The organism is Streptomyces dangxiongensis, from assembly GCF_003675325.1.
Lineage (GTDB): Bacteria > Actinomycetota > Actinomycetes > Streptomycetales > Streptomycetaceae > Streptomyces > Streptomyces dangxiongensis.
This window is the reverse complement of the sequence record NZ_CP033073.1, coordinates 1,800,713-1,818,274: the sequence shown is the minus strand read 5'-3', so window position 1 is coordinate 1,818,274 and position 17,562 is coordinate 1,800,713. Positions and strand designations below refer to the sequence as shown.

General features: G+C 68.5%; 12 protein-coding genes and 1 pseudogene. 7 read left to right on the top strand and 6 right to left on the bottom strand.

Annotation, left to right across the window (positions count from 1 at the left end):
• Window positions 1-338: 338 nt before the first annotated feature.
• On the top strand, window positions 339-2,429 hold the full coding sequence (locus D9753_RS08010; RefSeq protein ID WP_121786373.1) for an NB-ARC domain-containing protein: 2,091 nt from the start codon (window positions 339-341) through the stop codon (window positions 2,427-2,429).
• On the opposite strand, the gene D9753_RS08005 is transcribed toward D9753_RS08010, so the two are convergent.
• The gene (locus D9753_RS08005; protein WP_121790963.1) at window positions 2,417-4,009 is read right to left on the bottom strand and encodes a translation initiation factor 2; all 1,593 of its coding nucleotides are present in this window, start codon (window positions 4,007-4,009) and stop codon (window positions 2,417-2,419) included. The genes D9753_RS08010 and D9753_RS08005 overlap by 13 nt on opposite strands.
• Window positions 4,010-4,589: 580 nt before the next feature.
• Between D9753_RS08005 and D9753_RS08000 the strand changes: the two genes are divergently transcribed.
• Complete coding sequence (locus D9753_RS08000) at window positions 4,590-5,051, top strand: hypothetical protein (RefSeq protein ID WP_121790962.1); 462 nt, start codon at window positions 4,590-4,592, stop codon at window positions 5,049-5,051.
• Entirely contained in the window at window positions 5,044-7,221 is a 2,178-nt protein-coding gene (locus tag D9753_RS07995; RefSeq protein WP_121786372.1) for an ATP-binding protein, read from the top strand. Before D9753_RS08000 ends, D9753_RS07995 begins: the two co-directional genes overlap by 8 nt.
• Window positions 7,222-7,237: 16 nt before the next feature.
• On the opposite strand, the gene D9753_RS07990 is transcribed toward D9753_RS07995, so the two are convergent.
• The 4 genes from D9753_RS07990 to D9753_RS07975 form a co-directional block, all read right to left on the bottom strand.
• Window positions 7,238-8,950, bottom strand: a complete 1,713-nt coding sequence (locus D9753_RS07990) for a hypothetical protein (RefSeq protein ID WP_394346692.1) — start codon at window positions 8,948-8,950, stop codon at window positions 7,238-7,240.
• Window positions 8,951-9,330: 380 nt separating this feature from the next.
• Complete coding sequence (locus D9753_RS36430) at window positions 9,331-9,483, bottom strand: hypothetical protein (RefSeq protein WP_163010650.1); 153 nt, start codon at window positions 9,481-9,483, stop codon at window positions 9,331-9,333.
• Between the two features lie 233 nt (window positions 9,484-9,716).
• On the bottom strand, window positions 9,717-10,925 hold the full coding sequence (locus tag D9753_RS07980) for an ISAs1 family transposase (RefSeq protein WP_121786369.1): 1,209 nt from the start codon (window positions 10,923-10,925) through the stop codon (window positions 9,717-9,719).
• A gap of 227 nt (window positions 10,926-11,152) precedes the next feature.
• Window positions 11,153-12,586, bottom strand: a complete 1,434-nt coding sequence (locus D9753_RS07975) for a M1 family metallopeptidase (protein ID WP_394346691.1) — start codon at window positions 12,584-12,586, stop codon at window positions 11,153-11,155.
• A 284-nt stretch (window positions 12,587-12,870) separates the two neighbouring features.
• Here D9753_RS07975 and D9753_RS07970 point away from each other — a divergent pair.
• The 3 genes and pseudogenes from D9753_RS07970 to D9753_RS07955 all read left to right on the top strand — a co-directional run.
• A pseudogene (locus D9753_RS07970) lies at window positions 12,871-13,344 on the top strand (IS5/IS1182 family transposase); the annotation flags it as partial.
• A gap of 68 nt (window positions 13,345-13,412) precedes the next feature.
• Window positions 13,413-14,084 carry a phosphotransferase family protein gene (locus D9753_RS07965; protein ID WP_240468077.1) on the top strand — a complete coding sequence of 224 codons (672 nt, stop codon included), beginning with the start codon at window positions 13,413-13,415 and terminating at the stop codon, window positions 14,082-14,084.
• Between the two features lie 935 nt (window positions 14,085-15,019).
• Window positions 15,020-15,364: a helix-turn-helix transcriptional regulator gene (locus tag D9753_RS07955; RefSeq protein WP_338057967.1), complete on the top strand. Its 345-nt coding sequence runs from the start codon at window positions 15,020-15,022 to the stop codon at window positions 15,362-15,364.
• Here the strand turns inward: D9753_RS07955 and D9753_RS07950 are convergent.
• Window positions 15,343-16,151, bottom strand: a protein-coding gene (locus D9753_RS07950) for an IS5 family transposase (protein ID WP_394346690.1) whose coding sequence is annotated in 2 segments (ribosomal slippage) — window positions 15,343-15,797 and window positions 15,797-16,151 — 810 coding nt in all. Because the reading frame shifts where the segments join, the coding sequence is not laid out codon by codon here. The genes D9753_RS07955 and D9753_RS07950 overlap by 22 nt on opposite strands.
• Window positions 16,152-16,317: 166 nt before the next feature.
• On the opposite strand from D9753_RS07950, the gene D9753_RS07945 reads away from it, so the two are divergent.
• Window positions 16,318-17,538, top strand: coding sequence for a tyrosine-type recombinase/integrase (locus D9753_RS07945; RefSeq protein WP_121790961.1), 1,221 nt, complete (start codon window positions 16,318-16,320; stop codon window positions 17,536-17,538).
• The last annotated feature ends 24 nt before the right edge of the window (window positions 17,539-17,562 follow it).

The window sequence follows — 17,562 nt, the reverse complement described above, 5'->3', positions numbered from 1 at the left end:
CGGCGGTGAAATCCGCCCACTCCGGTCGAGGTCGACGGGCTCAGGGAGATGACACGACGGGTGAAGCGGCGGAGATTCCCGATGTGGTGGGGCCGAGCAGGACGGCCGCCGCTATGTAGCCGCCTACGGGCACGGTATGCACGGGAAGGACGAGCTGCACGAGGGGGCCTCCGATTGGCGCCAGGACACGCAGGGTCCTGTCCGAGTGCGGTCTGGTTCTCAGTGTGCGACTGGCCCGCGAGGTGGGGCGGGAGCGCTGGAAGTCAGAGCGCGGAAGGGGGTTCCCTGAATCGAGGCTATGTTCCGTCAGGCCGCCTCACGCGCCCTAGTGTTGGGGGATGAGCGAGGAGACGTACAACAGTCTGGACGGACGGGCGGACGTGGTAGTCCAGGCTGGTCGTATTGGCGAGGTGCATCAACACCTGCACGGGGCGGGTGTGTCGCCTCAGCCAACGCCGATTCAGTTGCCGCCCGCGTTGGCCTACTTCGAGGACCGGCAGGCCGAGCAGGAGCGCATCGCACAAGCTGCAGAGGGGCACAGGGGCCACGCTGGGCCGCTCGTGGTGGCGTTGACTGGGATCGGCGGGATCGGCAAGACGGCATTGGGATTCCATGTTGCGCGTCAGCTCAGCGACAGGTATCCCGACGGTGTGTTGTACGTCGATCTCGACGACCTGCGCCGGGATGGGGTGGTGGAGGTGGCGGACGCTGTCGGGGAACTGCTCACCGGTCTGGGTGTCTCACCGGATTGGCTGGAGCGGTCTTTTGCCGGCCGTTCGAAGCAGTACTGGACACGCTCTCGGGACAAGCGTCTCATCGTGGTGATCGACAACGCCCGCTATGGGGCTGAGGCCGTACCACTGCTTCCGGCTTCCGCGCAGAGCCTGGCGATCGTGACGAGCCAGGGGCTGCTCTACGATCTCGACGGCGTGGCCGCGGTCGAGGTGCCTGTGAACCCGTTGGCCGTGGACGATGCGGTGCGATTGCTCAGGCACATTGTGGACGACCCGCGGCTCGAGGCGGAGCCGGACGCCGTGGCGGAGCTCGCCCGCAGCTGTGGTGGGCTGCCTGCGGCCCTCCAGGTGGCTGGCCAGTGGGTCCGCAAATACCGTCGGCGCAGCCTGTCCCGGCTGGTCGCTGAGCTCACCGCAGAGCTGCACGAGAGGGGCCTCCCCATGATCGAGGCAGTCTGGGACGCCGCATGCTCAGGGCTGGGGCCGGAGGCTGGCCGTCTCTACTGCCTGCTGCCGCAGTATCCTGCTCCTGTCATCACGTGCCCGGCTGCCGCCGCGCTCCTTGGTGGCGGTCTCCTGCCGGCGGAGGACGCGCTGGAGGAGCTGGAGTCGGCGGGGCTGCTGGAGAACAGGCCCGAGGGGTACCGGATGCACGAGTTGTTGCGAGGGCATGCCGAGCGCCGCGCACGCCAGACGGATCCGGAAGGTGTGGGCCGGGCCGAGGCGCGTCGCAGGCTTATCCGTTGGTACAGGCGCCAAGCAGGCCGGGCGGATCTGCTGGCCGCCGGCCCGCGCATGACCTTTGCAGACCCCGTTGCGGTGGTCGAGGACGTACCCGACGTCGATTTCGCTGGTAAGGCACAGGCCCTGAGGTGGCTGGAATCGCAGCGGCTCGCTCTGTACGGCTGTGTTCGCCTGGCCTTCGAGACTGAGCTGTACGAGGACGCCTGGGCACTGTGCGAACCGCTGTGGACACACTTCCTTGATCACCCGCATTACGCGGACGTCACGGACGCTTTCCGCACAGGCGTAGCAGCCGCCGATCGCCTGGAGTGCCTGCCGGCGATGGTGCGGATGCGGTGCCAGCTGGCCAGGCCGCTGTGGGAGCAGGAACGGTATGACGAGGCTGCGGAGCAGCTGCGGCACGCTCTGGGTGCATCCGAAGCCCTGGGCGAGTCTGCGCAGGAACGCAAACTGAAGGCGTCCGTGAGGGAGTTCCAGGGCTTGCTGAAGTCCGCGCAGCGGGACTGGACCGGCGCAACCGCGGACTTCGAAGCCGCCAGGCAAGTCCACGCAGCGATCGAAAACGCCTACGGCGTGCTGCTCCAGACCTACCTGCTGGGCCGCACCGCCCTGAGCCAGGGCGAGCCTGAGCGGGCGGTTGCCCTGCTGAGCACGGCGCACAGCATGGCGCGAGAGCAGGACCGGGAGCGCATGACATCGCGGGCCGGCTTCGAGCTCGGTCGTGCGCTGAGGCGCGCCGGGCGTGCGGCGGAAGCGGGCGGTCTGGTACGTGCGGCGCTGGTGAACGCCCGCGAGCGGGGTTCGACGTTCGATGAGGCGCGCGTCCTGGAGGAACTGGCTGCACTCGCTGATGAGCTGGGCGAAACCGCCGAAGCGGAGGAGTACCGGACGGCGGCCCAGCTGCTGGCCGCACGCTCGGGCGCTCTGCCTGACGGTGGTCAGAGCTCGTAGGTGAGGTCGGCTTCGTCGGCCGGGGCCAACCCGACACGGACCGTGAGGGGACCGATCTCGCAGACGAGCGATACGGGCAGCGCCCACTGCGGGGTGGCGCCGAGCCAGGCATGGACCGCCGACACTACTGCCCCAGGATCGGTGCGCAGGACGCGGTCGGTGGTTGTGCAGGGCTCGATGCGGATGCTGAGCGGCCCCGCCGATCGGTGCCGGACCAGGCACCGTTCCGGAGAGAGGATCGCAGCGGCGGTCCGGCAGCCCGGGGCGTCTTCCAGTACCCGGGCCGTCCAGCCGGCCGCCGTCCAGGTGCTGGTGTGCGGCGCGGGGGAGGCAGGCCGGGCACGGCGCCACAACACCGACGCGCTCTGCACGTGGCGCTGGCCGGCTTCCGGGTGTTCGGCCGCCAGGTGGTGCACCGCCTCGGAGGTGAACGAGGGGAACCGTTCGATGCTGATCCGGCACCCGGACACCTCGGCCCGCACCGCGAGTGCCAGAGGACGTTGGGGTGCGGCTGGGTGAGGAAGCGGATGCGGGGCCACTGGGACGGTCCGCGGCCGGAGCCTCAGCAGAGAGTAGAGCTCGGATTGGAGGCGTTGCAGGGCCTGGCCGGGCAGGGCGAAGGCTGCCTCGGCGAAACCCCGGGTGTCGTGGGCTTCGGCGGCCGGGAGGACATGCACCAGATCGGCGGCTTTAGCCAGCCGGGGAACCTGGGCGAGCATCTTTGCCATCGGGCTGCCGGGTATCAGTTCGCTGCCACCGTCGTACGCCCCGATGACCGGTCGGCCGAGGGCAGCAGCGTAAAGGGCGGTGGATCCGTGGTCGGTGACCACGGCATCGGCCGCAACCAGGAGGGCGGCCCATTCCTCGTATGGCCTGGCCAGCGCCAGGCCCCCTGACAGGGCGGGGGCGAGGTGACGGGAGAGGTCGAACGCGCTGGTCCGGCTGTACTCATTGGGATGAAGGACCAGGGCGAGCTGGTACTCGTCGTGCGGGAGCTGGCTGATGAGCTCGCCCGGCAGCTCGGGCCGCCGGGCGAGCAGCGACTCAGGCCCCCAGGTGGACGTGAGCACGATGAGTCGGCGCTCGCCCGTTCCCAGGGTCGAACGGTAGTTCCCCCGGTGGGCGAGTGAGCCGAGCAGCCGGTCCAGAGTTGGGTCACCCACCACGGCCGCCCGCGCGGCGGCCGATGGGCAGTACTCGGCGAGGCGGGTGAGTTGTTCGTCGTGCGCCAGCGCATGGAGCGCGGCCCACGGTTCGCCGTCCACGAGCAGGTAGTGGGGGTCAAGTCCGGACGGAATCCGTGGCGAACCGTCACCGCTGACGGTCTTGTTGAAGCCCGCACCGTGCGGAAGCAGCACCCCGGGACCGGAAAGGACCCGCAACGCACCCTTCGGACTCGCAGTCAGGATCAGGTCGTGCTCGCTGGCTCGCGCCTCTTCCCAGCTGACCGTACGTGCACCGGAGCGCTCTAGGGCTGCGAAGGCGTCTGCGTCGAACACGGACCCTGGCACCAGGGTAAAACGGACGAGGACGCGCTCGTCGCCCTCGAAGACGGGCAGTACATCGAGAAGCCGGTGCAGAGCTCCCGCTGAACGAACGGCAAGGAGTACTGCCCGCTGCCCGCTGCCCGCTGCCCGCTGCCCGCTGCCCGCTGCCCGCTGCCCGCTGCCCGCTGCCCGCTGCCCGCTGCCCGCTGCCCGCTGCCCGCTGCCCGCTGCCCGCTGCCCGCTGCCCGCTGCCCGCTGCCCGCTGCCCGCTGCCCGCTGCCCGCTGCCCGCTGCCCGCAAATTATCGATTATACCTGAAGAATCGGAAAAAGGCGCATCGGTCCTACCGAGTGGGGAAACATAGCCAGGGGCCTCTTGCGGCATGGAGCTGATCGTACCGGCGACTCAAGCCGGTTTGCGCGCCACCGACGCGCTCCAGCATCTGTCTGGTGCCCTGCTGTCTTTGCTAACCCCTGGCCCAGTTTCTTGCATGTAGTCAGCGCCGCAGAGAGGGAGCACGGTGGTCCTCCAGAGGGCTTCCGCGGTCGGCTAGAGGCGACCGAAGTGACTGTTGGCGATGGTTACGGCCGACTACCCAACTACCCAAGTCTCCGTGATCTCCCTACGGTGGCTTCAGCGAGTTCACTGTCCTGTGTTGCTGCAAGGGGGATTGATGGAGGCGGAGTTGGCGGCGCTGGCGGCGTCGGGGGCGACGACGTTGGTCGGGCTGATGGTGTCGGAGACATGGTCGCAGGCGCGTGAACGGGTGGCACGGTTCTTTGCCCGGGGCGCGAATGAGGAGACGGTCGACGAGGAGCTGCGGTTGTCCGAGCAGGAGCTCGTGGCGGCTCGCGCGTCGGATGACGAACTGGCTGTGGCGGACATCGAGGCCGGATGGCGGCTGAGGCTGCGTCGTGCTCTCCAGGCGGACCCCGGGGCTGCGGAGGAGCTGCGCCTGCTGCTGGCGGAACTTGCCCCGGGAGCGGGAAGTGACGCGGCAGTCACCGTGCACAACAGCGTCAATGGCGGAGTGCAGAACGGGCCCGTGATCCAGGGGCAGCAGTTCTCCAGCCTGACGTTCTACAGCTCGGGTTCTGTCCCTCAGGGACCCAGCGCGAGGCAGCCAAATGAGTGAGAGTTTCGACGACCGGCGCGCGGAGCCGTACGTCCGGAACGAACTGTCCGGGAGCGTCAACGGGCCGAGCGTTCAGTCCCAGCAGATTCATGGCGGCATCACGTTCAACGTTCAGGCGCCACTCCCGTCCGGTCCCACGTTCCGGCCGGATCAAGTGCCCCCTCTGACGGTCCGGTTCATCAATCGGTCAGCGGACCTGGCTCTGCTGGACGACTGTGTGAGCGAAGAAGGGAGCGGAGCGGGCAGGGTCGGATACGGCGTGATCTCGGGGATGCCTGGGGTCGGCAAGACCGCTATCGCCTGCCGCTGGGCGGAGAAGGCCCGGGCGCAGTTCCCAGACGGGCAGATCTACGTCGACTACGCGATGTTGCGCAGCCGGGCGGGGGGTGATGTATCGGAGGCGGTGGCCATGTGCCTGAGAGCCCTTGGGGTGGACGATGCGTACATCCCGAAGTCCCTGGAGGAGCGGACCTCGCTGTTCCGCTCGAGGACCGCGGACCGGCGCGTCCTGGTGGTTCTCGATGACGTCAACCAGCCCGCTCAGGTCAGACCTCTCGTGCCCAAGGGGCCGGGGAGCGTCATGCTGGTCACCAGCAACGGCAAGCTTTCCGAGCTGGCTCTGGACGGGGCACGCCCCGTCTACCTTGACCCTTTGGACATGGACAGCGGCCTGCAGTTGCTGGCCGACAGGTGTGGCGAGGCGGCCGTGGAGGCCGAGCGGCACGCGGCCGAGCGGCTCGTCGGGTTCTGCGGTGGCCTGCCCAAGGCCCTGCAGTTGGTGGCTGCCCGCCTGCTGCCCACGGGTGATCTGACCATGAGTGAGCTTGCCGAGGAACTGGCTGACGAGACCCGCCGCCTGCAAGGGCTGTCGCTGGGAGGGGACCATTCCGTGTCCGCCGTACTCGAGTTGAGCTATCGCGATCTCCCAGCAGACGCCGCGCACCTGTACCGAATCCTGGGTTGGTTCCCTGGCCGCACCTTCGACGCGGGCACGGCCGCTGTCGCTGCGGATATCGACGTATCGACAGCGAGGTCGTTGCTGGCCACCTTGGTGAGGTCGAGCCTCCTCGATGTGACAGAGGAACGCCGCTACCGCTTCCACGATCTTGTGCGGCTGCACGCCCGGGAGCGCGCCGACCAACAAGAGCCGCAGCTTACGCAGCGCGCAGTGGTGGAGCGGGTGGCCACCCACTATCTCGCTCTCACCGCGTGCGCCGACCGCGCGGTGCGCGAAGACCGGCTGCGGATCGCAAACCTGACCGACCTCCTTCGCAGCGCCCCGAACCCCTTCTCAGCCGACGATGGCCCGGCGCCCCTGGAGTGGCTGGACGCCGAGCGTGCCACCATCCTCGCCGTGCTGCGGGAGGCATCACGACTGGCTCTGCACAAGCACGTGTGGCAGCTGGCGGAAGCCTTTACGGTGCTGTTCCTGCACCGCCGCTACCTGGGGGAGTGGAAGGAGTCCTTGGAGCTGGGCGCGGCCGCGGCTGCCGAGGCCATGGTGCCGGCCGCGGAGGCGCGGCTGCGCAGCTTGCTGTCGCGGCCACTGATGGACCTCGGCCAGTACGACCAGGCGCGCGTGGAGCTGGATAAGGCTGTTGCTTGCGCGGAAGTGTCAGCCAACACGGCGCTGAACGCGTCCGTGCACGAGTTCTTCGGCCGCTACTGGGACCGCTTCGACGCCGACCGCGCCGTCCAGGCATACCGGCGCTCCGTCGAACTCAACACCGAGGCCGAGGAGTGGCGCGGGGTAGCCATCGCCACGTACTTCCTGGGCTGCGCACAGGACACTGCCGGCCACCACGAGGCCGCGCTGAGCACTCTGCGCAGCGCCCATCAAGGGCTCATGGATCGCCACGACAGGCGTATGGCCGCCCGGGTCCTGGCTGCCATCGGTACTGTCCACGAGCATCTGGGTGACACGGATGCGGCGGCGCGTGTGCTGAGGGACGCCGTCCGGGCATTGGAGGAGGAGCAGGCGAGCCACTACGAGGCACAGGCCCGGGTTCGGCTTGCCGACATCGTCGAGCGGACCGGCGGCGCCTGCGAAACCGTACGAGAGCACCTCACACGGGCCTGCCAGATCTACGAGGCAGGTGGCAGCCCGGAGGCGGAGAAGCTGCGTGACCGCATGACCGGACCGGACGCTGAGGGCGACGGCATTGCCTGACGAGGAAGGGTTCGCCTCACTGCCTGGAGTCGGACGGTAGTCGGAGGCGCAGACCGACCTCCTCCCGCACGTCGCCGATCCGCAAGGTCATGAACACGCCGTCGAGGGGGAGGCCAGCACGTAGGCAGGTGTAGACAAGTGCCGCCGGCAGGCCGGGGTCGATGGTTGGCCCGGTGACCGTCGCCTCCACGATCGGCCCGTCGCGTGTGCCCAGCAGGAAGCTGTTCCCGTTCAGGGGCACGGCGGCGACGAGGCTGCCGGGGAGGCGGTGCAGTGTCTCTCGGATCCAGCCAAGGGCGCTGACCGCGGTATCAGCGGGGCGCCGGCGCACCACTACCGAGGCACTCTCGGTCAGCCGGTGGTCCCGTTCCTCCTCGTCGCATGCCAGGTGCACAAATGTGTCAGCCGCTTCCTGACGGTCACCGGAAACGGCCGCGGGGTGACGGCGAACGGCAACCATTGAGTGCTCGGCCGCAGCCGCGGTGGCGGCAGTGGTCACCAGCCATGAGGTCACGGTCGCCGCCGGGGGATCGGGGTGCGGCAGCGACAGCACCGGCGGTGTGTTGGAGGTCGGCTCCGCCAGTTTGAGCAAGCGATACAAGGTCGCACGGAGCCGAGTGAGCGCCAGCCCCGGTTCCGCGAAGGCGAGATCACAGATCGCGGCGTAGCGCTCGGGAATGTGGCCCTGGACGGCATCCTCGATCTGCTGGCGCAGGTCACCTCGCGGATCGTCGAGCTGAGGTGCAGCCTGTCCGAGGTGCGCGACCGCTGTGCCGGGTACCGCGTCACTGCCGAAAGCCGCGAGCAGCACTGGCTTGCCGAGTGCGGCACCCATCAGTGTCACCGATCCGTGATCACCCACGACGACAGACGCTGCGACGAGCGCGGAGCGCCAAGCGTGGACGGGTGGCATCAGCAGCAGCCCTGCTTCCAGCGCCGCAGCCTGGAGGGTACGGATCTGCCAGGACCCGTGCGCCGACCACACATTGGGGTGGATGACCGCGGCCACCCGGTATTCGTCATACGGCAGCGCAGCGAGAAGCTCGGCAGGCAGTTGTGGGTACCGGCCGAGGAGCGATGTCGGACCCCAGGTGGAGCTGACCACCACCAGACGCCGGCCGTCGGCGACCCCCAGGGCACGCCGGTAGGCGGCGGCTTGAGGCAGACTGACGGTCAGCTCATCGAAGCACGGATCCCCGATGAGCAGTGTGCGGCCCGCAGTCTTGGGGTGGGTGGCGAGCAGCTGCTGTTCCTGATCGGGATGCGAGACGGCAAGCCAGGCGCGTCCAGACTCGAGCAGCGAGTCCGGTACGACGCCGGACAGCCGGGAGCGTGGGGCCCGGGAGTCCGGTACGAGCTTTTGGAAGCCGACGCCGTGCGGCAGTACCAGTACGGGGCAGTCGCCTTCCGGTACGTCGATGTTCTCGCTGGCGGACAGGATCAGGTCGGGTGCGATGCTCCCCAGCTGTGACCAGGGCACGATCCGACAGCCGGCGTCGTGGAGCAGATCGAGAACGCCGTCGCTGAAGGCGGACGTGGGATCGTAGGCGAAGACGACGGTGACCCGGCTGTCCCCACGCAAGAGGGCCGGCAGGCATTCCAAAACGCGTGCGGTCGATGTGACCGTACGCGCGGCCACGATCAGCGTCTTCTCGCCGCGGAAGGTGCTCCATCGATGGGCATCGTCGCCTACAGGTACACGAAGATGTGGGCCGCTCCTACCGTTCACGACCACCTCGGACGACTACCCGCGGTTGCTCTAGGGTGAGTTGTGCTTCACTCGCGCGGTTCGCGGTTCGCGGTTCGCGGTTCGCGGTTCGCGGTTCGCGGTTCGCGGTTCGCGGTTCGCGGTTCGCGGTTCGCGGTTCGCGGTTCGCGGTTCGCGGTTCGCGGTTCGCGGTTCGCGGTCATGGTCGCGTTATCGCATTTCAAGCGGTGAGGCAACCCTTCTGAGGAACTGGTGAGCGGGAGAGGCGGTCTATGATACCGGTTTAGGCGCGTGCACACCTCATCAGCCAGCCTGCTTGAGCATTCGAGCCTCGCCGGGCGCGCTGCCGTACGATCCCGTCCTTTGTCATCAGATGATGACCCCAGGCTTCGATCTCCGTGTCAGCTCGCTATCCCCGTCCTCTGCTCCATAAGCACGCGGCGTGCCCGCCGGTCCGGTATCTCGAAGTGGGCGGCCATCTTGGCCAGGTGTTTGTCGACCTCAGCGGGGACATGCGCGGCGATGTACGGGGCGGCGCGGCCGGTGAGGGCCAACGCGGTGCGTCATAGAGATCATCTTGTGGTGTCTGCGCGGCCGAGCGGGCCTGCAGCGCGATGTGCGCAGCTGGTTGCGCCGGGTGCCTTCATGCTGGACGGTTTGGGGCTGGAGCCCCTGCATAGACAGTAAAAGGCCCGTGGAGACGTGGAGGCGCTGCCCGTCACCGGCGAGCTGTCCTGGCCTTCCCATGGGGCAGGGCCGCGTCGTTCAGGTGATGTGTCCTGGTTGATCACATGATGCCGAGGGTGATCAGTGGACGGTTGGCGTCGCGGGTGTGGTGGCGGAGTCCAGCGGCGATGTTCGTCTGGTTGGCGAGTCGAAGAGCGCCGATGGCCAGGTTGCGCTGGGATGCCATGGCACGGGGAGCGGTGCCGGTGCGTACGTGGGAGGCGTCCTCGGCGTACGTGGTGTCCCTGACGTGGTGGATCTCGTTCTCGATGCCCCAGTGGCCGTGGACGCGGCGGGCGATCTCGGTTGCGTCGGCCTGCTCCGCGGTCAGGTCGGTCATGCCGTAGATGCGTTCCAGGGTGACCTTGCCGGTGGTGGCGATCCGTCGGCGGCGCACGATCTGGACGGCCTGCACCGCGTGTGGGAACGCGATCCCGGCGACGGCGGCGGCCTTGATCCGGCGGATCTCGTCGCGGCCGTGCGCGGTGGCCCGCGTCTTGTCCAGGAGTGGCACTTCCCGCCATGGCAGGGCCTTCAGCCACTGGTGCAGGGTGGGCTGATTGCCCTTGACCAGCGCGATGTAGTGGGCGTGCTTGTCCTCGACGAGGAAGCGCGCGTGGGCGGTCTGCGAGTGGAGGGCGTCGAAGGTGACCACCGTGCCGTGCAGGTTGAGCGGGGCAAGCAGGGGCTGGAAGACGGTGATCTCGTTGGTCGTGGCGTCCACCTCGCGCTGGGCGGTGACCAGGCCGGTCCCCGTCATCGCGGCGAGCAGATGGACCTGGGTGCCGTCGGTGCGGCGGGCACCGCGCACGGTCTTGCCGTCCACGGCGAGGGAGGGCAGGGGCCGCCGGTCGCTGTCGTTCTCCTCCCGGCCGGCGGCGCGTTCGCGCCCGGCGAGCCAACTTCCGACGGCTGTATCCAGCGCGTCGCCGTCGATGCGTTGGAGGACACGACGCACGGTGGCCTCGGCCGGGGCGACGGGGCCGCGGCCCGGCTCCCGGCATGGGCCACCGAGCCGGGCCAGGACGTCGGGCGGGGCGTCGGCGGCCCACTCCGCGATCGCGGCCAGGGACTTCGCTCCGGCCAGGACCGCGCACGCGGCCAGGGAGAGGACGAAGGCGAGCGGGTGGCGTCGGCCCTGGTCCCGGCGGGGATCGGGCACCTGAGCCAGGCAGGTCAGCAGGCCGGGGAGGTCATCGGGGACGGCCGGCGCGGTGTCGGCGAGTTGGCCCAGAGGGCGCGGGATGAGCGAGGATGAGCGGGCAGGCACGGTCTTCCGTCGTGGTGATCAGGGACTCGACACCTCGTGATCACCGGAAGTCGTGCCTGCCTCCGCGTCAGCCCCCGCCGACCACCCCGCAGTCCTGCCCCAGCTCCTGAAGCCCCATCAACCCGGATGCACCGCCGGAACGACGCCGCCCTGCCCGCGTACCCCGTCGGTCACCGTCATCGTGGCGCCGACGGGGTACGCCCGTCACCCGCGAGCGGAGTGCGACTTCAGCGGATGCGATGCTTCCGCCAGAAGGGGCCGAGGTCCCTGTGCGTCATCGACTGTGCGGCCTTCTTGAAGTCGACGGTGGTGGAGACGCCGTACCAGTGGTCGTGGGCGTACTTCTTGATGAGGCGCGCCATGGTGCCGGCCCCGAGGACGTGCTCCAGGTCGGCCAGGACGCAGGGGCCGATCCCGTACAAGACCTGGAAGTACTCGCCACGGTGTGTAGACCAGTAGGCCATCGAGTTGGTGAGCGCGGCGGTGGCGCTCGGCCAGGAGCCGTCCGGCGAGCACTCGAACCCGTCCCAGCGGTAGTAGCGCGCGTTGGCGTACTGAGCGAAACTCTCGTCCAGCCAGGGCGAGTTGTACTCGTCGTTGCCCACGACGCCGTACCACCACTGGTGGGCGATCTCATGGACGGTGGCGCCGCCCTCCTCCTCGGTGCCGAGGATGACCAGGCCGGGGTACTCCATGCCGCCGGCGAACCCGGGGGTCATCACGAGGTCTATCTCGCCGTACGGATAGCGGCCGAACTCCCTGCCGAACCGGTCGATGGCGGCGACGCCGTCCTTGCGGTTGAGGCGGACACCGGCGGCGGGCGTGTTAGGCGACCAGTACGACTTCACTCGCACGCCGTCGGGCGAGGTCTGGGTCGCGGTGCGGAACGGGCCCGCCGCCCATGCGAAGTCCCGCACCCGCTTGGCGACGCTGTGGGTGACCGTACGCCCGGTACCGCCGGGGCGGGTCCATGTGCTGCCGGTCGCCGGGACCTTGAGGGCGGACGGGTGGTCGAGGCGCACCCGGAAGTCGCTCGCCAGGGTGTAGAAGCTCTCGCCGTACGACACATACGGATCGAGGTGCCACCCCCTCGCGTCGTGCACGGCGAGGACCGGCAGCGCGTTGCCCAGGAAGCGGAACGCGCCTTCGCGGCCGAAGCGGTTGTTGCGTGCGGGCACGGTGAGGGCCACGTCGAAGGAGACGGCCGTCCGCTCACCGCGTGCGAGCGGCCTCGGCAGAGCGATGCGCAGCGCCGTGCACTTCACGCCGGGGCGGCCCGGAGTGCCGCCGCGCACGTGGGAGACGCGGACGGGGGACGGTCTTCCGGATGTCCCGCAGCCGTCCTCGCCATTGCCCCACAGGCGTATGTACAACTCACGCAGGGGCCGGCTGGAGGCGTTGCGGAAGGACACCGTCTGCCGGCCCGCCCAGTGGGAGCCGTCGGCGTCGGCGCGCAGCTTCACGTCGTAGCTGGGGCGGTCGGGCGTCGCGGGTTCGGCCGCTCTCACCGCGGCGCCGGGCGCCGGGCCGGACGGCGTGCCGGCCTCGGCCACGGTGGAGCCTGCTGTCGCGAGCAGCGCGAGCAGGGCGACCAGCAGACGGCGACCGGTTCTTGAGGGGCCCGTGGGCGACGAAGGCAACGAAGGCACGGCAGAGGACATGACAGATGACATGCCAGCGGATCTTGTCACAGGGTTCCCCACGGCCGACACAGGCCCGCGAAGAGGGGAGGTCGGCTCCGCTTGGGCGGCGAAAATGCCAGGGTACGCAGGGGATGTTCGCTGTACGTTGGCGCACAGTGAGGTCTTCTCAGCAACGTGACAGTTGCGCTACGTGACGAGCCGTCAGTGCCCCCGGCGGAGACTGACCTGACGTCAGAAACACGAGAAGCCCCTGGTAGGAACAGGTCTGCGAAGATCACGTTCCCGGCAAGAGGCTTCACGCGTTGACGAGTATCACCTACACCGCCGTGCTCGACGTCAGCAGGGCCACCGCCGAGCACCTCGCGAAGCTGCTCGCCTAACACCGCGAGCGACTCGGCACCCGCAAGGGCACCCGGGCGCTGGGCCCGTTCAAACAGGCAGTGCTGGTGCTGCGCTGGTTCGTCGACGGCAGCCGTCTGGTCCAACTCGCCCGCGACAACGGCATCGCGACCCCGACCGCGTACCGCTACCTGCACGAAGGGCTGACCGTGCTCGCCGACCACGCGCCCGACCTGTCCACCGCTCTGGAGCGGGCGGCAGCGGCGGGCTACACCCACCTCAACCTGGACGGCATCGTCATCCGCACCGACCGCGTGGCCGCCGCCGGCCCCAACATCGATCGGCGCTCTCCGATTCGCCAACCAGACGAACATCGCCGCTGGACTCCGCCACCACACCCGCGACGCCAACCGTCCACTGATCACCCTCGGCATCATGTGATCAACCAGGACACATCACCTGAACGACGCGGCCCTGGGTCGCCCGCTGGCTGGCGGCCCAGGGCGTGCCCGCCGTACGCGCCCTTGACCTGTGGCAGCCGATAGCAGCTAGCGGGCACCCGGTGACGTTCTGGCAAGAGCTGCCGCCACACGAAATCGGTACCGTCACCGACGTCGTCGTGCTCCTCAAGCAACTGCATTTCCTTCCGAAACCAGACCTGCCGCTGGGTGAGCTGGACCCGTTCGTCCGGCTGGTTGAGCGCATCGACGCAGCGAGCACAACTTCTGACGACGACCGGCAGTGGCTGAGCAGCAGGCTTGAAGATCTCAAGCGGCAATGGGCTTCGAGGCCGAAGGGCCTGCCGGAGTGTGTAGTCCACGGGGATGCATGGGTCGGTAACGTGGCGCGCACGGAGGCCGGCCCGGTGTTGATGGACTTCGAGCGCGCTTCGTTTGGCCCGCCGGAGTGGGATCTCGTGTCGACCGCAGTGAAGCTCACGACGACCGGCGCGGTGTCTGCCGAGGAGTACGCCGCGTTCTGCGAGACCTACGGCGTCGACGTCACGGAGTGGGAAGGGTACGAACTCCTCGCTGGCGCACGCGAGTTGCGTATGACGACGTATGCCGCGCAGCACGCTGCCAGCCGCCCGGAGTGGCAGCGGGAGGCGCAATACCGCATTGACTGCTTGCGCGGCCGGGCCGGGGCGCCGCCGTGGCGATGGAAGGGGATCATGTAGCCCACTACCTGCTGTTCACGGGAGTAGCAACTCGTCTTATGGGCGGCCTTACCTCGTTTTAGACGCACCGCTTGATCCGCAATCTGACTCTGTGCCGCGATGCCTCCGAATTTCCAAAGCGACGCATTCGCCTACGGCAGACAAGGAAGACCGCAGAAAGACTGGATAGCTGCGCGAGGGCATGTCAACGTACAACGTCCCGCAAAAATCCAGGCCAGGCGGTGCCTCCGCTCTGTTGCACTCACTTCTCCGAAACCACTTGGGGTGGGCGTCGGGAGGGTTGGCCCGCTGGCGTGGCGCCACCTTGGGAGCCCGTCTGTCCGAGTCTGCTATCCGATCTGCTCGCTTCACTTCGCCCGTGCTCTTTGCCCTCGGTGGCCTGAATGCCTGGGGCGGCCAAACGGCCGGTGACTACCTTGCGGTCTCCACGGAGCTCTGTGTTTCCGTCTGCGCGGCTGGCCTTTTCGGTGAGGATCTCTTGCAGCGAGGCTACCGCGACGATCATGTCAGCCTCGTGCACGTGGCACGGCATCCGGGTGCGACAACACGGCAAGCGTGCCCTCGGGATTCGCGAGCGCCGCGTCACGGTGAATCTCGACCGGCTCACGGACGGCGGTCTGCTAACGGTCGCCTCGGACGGCGCGCCCGTAGCCGCGTGCTCGTACGTACTTCCCCCTGCCGGCGGGGAGGCCAGGCAGGCGTTGGGCGCGTGATGCGGCGGGCAACATAGCCGACGATCGCCGATTAGCCAAACCGGCGATCGTCGCGAACATGAAGGTGTTCGCTTTTCGGCTGCGCTTGGCGGTGGAGTCGTGGCGGACGCGGGCCGCTTCGCATTGGCAAGAGGAGGCGCGGGGCAGCTCTGCTGCGGCGTATTGCCGTAGGCAGCGTGTGCCGCCGGCAGGTGGCCGTCCTGGCGCACTCCGCGCGAGGTGATGCTGCCGCGTCCCTGTCGCTCCTCGCTCTCCCCGAAAGGAAACCCTGCCATGCACCGATCGGCGATACCGCCTGCCCCCACGGCTTCCTCCGTAGCCGTACGGACGGCCTTTCTGACCGTGAAAGACGCCGCCGATTACCTCGGCCTCTCACCTCACACCCTCTACGTCTGGCGCCATCGTCGGCAGGGACCGCCGAGCTTCCGCATGGGCCCTCGTGGTCGCGTCACGTACCGGGTGGAAGCCCTCGACGCCTGGGTCCGCGAGCAGGAGCAGGCTGACTCCCGCTCCAACCCGGCCCTCAACCCGCTTAAGAGGTCGTTTCACTTGGTGAGTCGGCGGTAGCTGATGAGGGCTGCGGCGATGCCGACGAAGGCCAGGAAGTGCTCGGCCTTTCGCTCGTAACGGCGGTGCAGCCTTCGGCATCCGGCCAGCCAGGAGACCGTTCTCTCGACGACCCAGCGGTGTCGGCCGAGCCGCGTGGAGGACTCGATGCCCTTGCGGGCGATGCGGTGGCGGATGCGACGTTCGCGAAGCCATATCCGCAGGTGGTCGTAGTCGTAGCCCTTGTCTGCGTGGAGCTTGGCCGGACGCCGACGGCGCGGGCCGCGGCGGGAGCGGATGGGCGGGATCCCGCGCACGAGCGGTTGCAGGCCGAGGCTGTCGTGCATGTTGGCGCCGGAGACACCCAGCGACAGCGGCACGCCGTTTCGGTCGGTGATGAGGTGGATTTTCGATCCCGGCTTGCCACGGTCGGTCGGATTCGGTCCCGTCAGTGGCCCCTTTTTGCCGCCCGGACGCTGACGGAGTCGATCGCGCACCGCGACCAGTCCAGCTCGCCCCGAGCGCCGAGTTCGTCCAGGATGACCCGGTGCAGTCTGGCCCAGACCCGGTCCCGGCTCCACTGGGCGAAGCGCCGGTAGACCGTGGGCCAGGCCGGCCCGAACACCGGCGGCAGCTGCCGCCACGTGCAGCCCGAGGTGGCCACGAAGATGATCGCTGCCAGGCATTCGCGGTCACCAGCCCGACGTCGCCCGCCGCCCTGCGGGCGTATGACCTCCGTCGGCGGGACCACCCGTCGGAACAGCACCCACAGCTCATCCGGCACCAACCGCTCCACCAAATCCGTCATGCACGGATCAACGAGCGATCACGCCATCAGAAACGACCTCTTAGTGCCCGGCTCCAGGAGCGTTCCGCCCGCATTACCGCTGCCTGACTGCTCCCAAGCGCCGTAGAACGCCGTCGGCGCCCCCATTGCAAAGTTCCAATTGGCTGGCTACATAGAAGACCGATGGCTGAAGAAGCGCCCGAATCCGAAAACCGGCAAACGCGATCGCACCGCCATGCACGGCAAGTGCACCCGCTACCGCGTCAAGGGCATTCCCGGCGTCAAGGACCGTTCCTTCGACGCCCTCCAGGACGCCAAAACCTGGCTCGCCCAGGCCCAGACCGACGCACGCCGAGGCGAGTTCGTCGATCCCCGCGATGGGGCCATCTCCCTCAAGGACTACATCGCAACGCATTGGTGGCCAACGCAGAGCGGTGACCCGTCCACGATTGAGCGGATCGAGCAGAGGGTACGGCGGCACATCGTCCCCCACCTGGGTACTCAGCCGCTCAACGCCATCGGGACGGAAGTCCTGCGTCACTGGAAGAAGCGGTTGGAGAAGGACCTCGGTCCGACCTCCATCCGTCTTGTCTGGGCAACGCTCTCCAGCGTCCTCCAGGCTGCCGTCGAGGACCGTCGCCTCGGACGTAACCCATGTCGGTCCAGCACGGTCGGGCCTCCGCCCGCGACCCCCGGCAGGGTTGACACGTGGCTGCCTGAACGGGTGTTGGCCGTACGGGAGGCTCTGCCGGACCGCTACCGGCTCCTCCTTGTGATTGGGGCAGGTCTCGGGCTCCGCCAAGGGGAGGCCCTCGGGCTCGCAGCAGACGACATCGACTTCGAGAAGGGAGTCGTGCACGTCCGGCGGCAGGTCAAGATGGTGCGGACGAAGCTGTGTTTCGCGCTCCCCAAGGGGCGCAAGGTCCGGGATGTGCCGCTGCCGTCCAGCGTGGCCCGGGCCACCCGGCAGCACATGGAGCAGTTCGCGCCGGTGCCGGTGACTCTGCCCTGGGACGACCCGACTCCGGCCGAGACGCCGGTGGAGGCCAAACACCGGCGGCCGAGGACCTATGACCTCTTGGTGACGGGACGCGAGCGGAAGGCTATCAACCGGAACTACTTCAACTCCTATGTGTGGAAGCCCGCTCTGGCAACGGCGGGCGTGATCGCCCCGCTGGACGAGGGCAGCACCGATGGTGCTCGCGTGTGGGAGCCGTCCCGGGAGCACGGCTTCCACGCCCTCCGCCACTTCTACGCCTCCGAGGAACTGGAGGCTGGCGAATCGATAGTCTCCCTGGCACGCTGGCTGGGGCACTCCGACCCCGGGTTCACGCTGCGGAAGTACTCCCACTTCCTGCCCCGCGCCGGCGCACGAGGCAGCGCCGCCATCGACGCGATCTTCGCGTAGCTGCGGTCGGTCGGCAGAGCCTGT

Coding starts and splice junctions, on each gene's coding strand:
- D9753_RS08010 (WP_121786373.1), top strand. CDS start 339: ATGAGCGAGGAGACGTACAACAGTCTGGACGGACGGGCGGACGTGGTA.
- D9753_RS08000 (WP_121790962.1), top strand. CDS start 4,590: ATGGAGGCGGAGTTGGCGGCGCTGGCGGCGTCGGGGGCGACGACGTTG.
- D9753_RS07995 (WP_121786372.1), top strand. CDS start 5,044: ATGAGTGAGAGTTTCGACGACCGGCGCGCGGAGCCGTACGTCCGGAAC.
- D9753_RS07975 (WP_394346691.1), bottom strand. CDS start 12,586: ATGTCCTCTGCCGTGCCTTCGTTGCCTTCGTCGCCCACGGGCCCCTCA.
- D9753_RS07955 (WP_338057967.1), top strand. CDS start 15,020: ATGCTGCCGCGTCCCTGTCGCTCCTCGCTCTCCCCGAAAGGAAACCCT.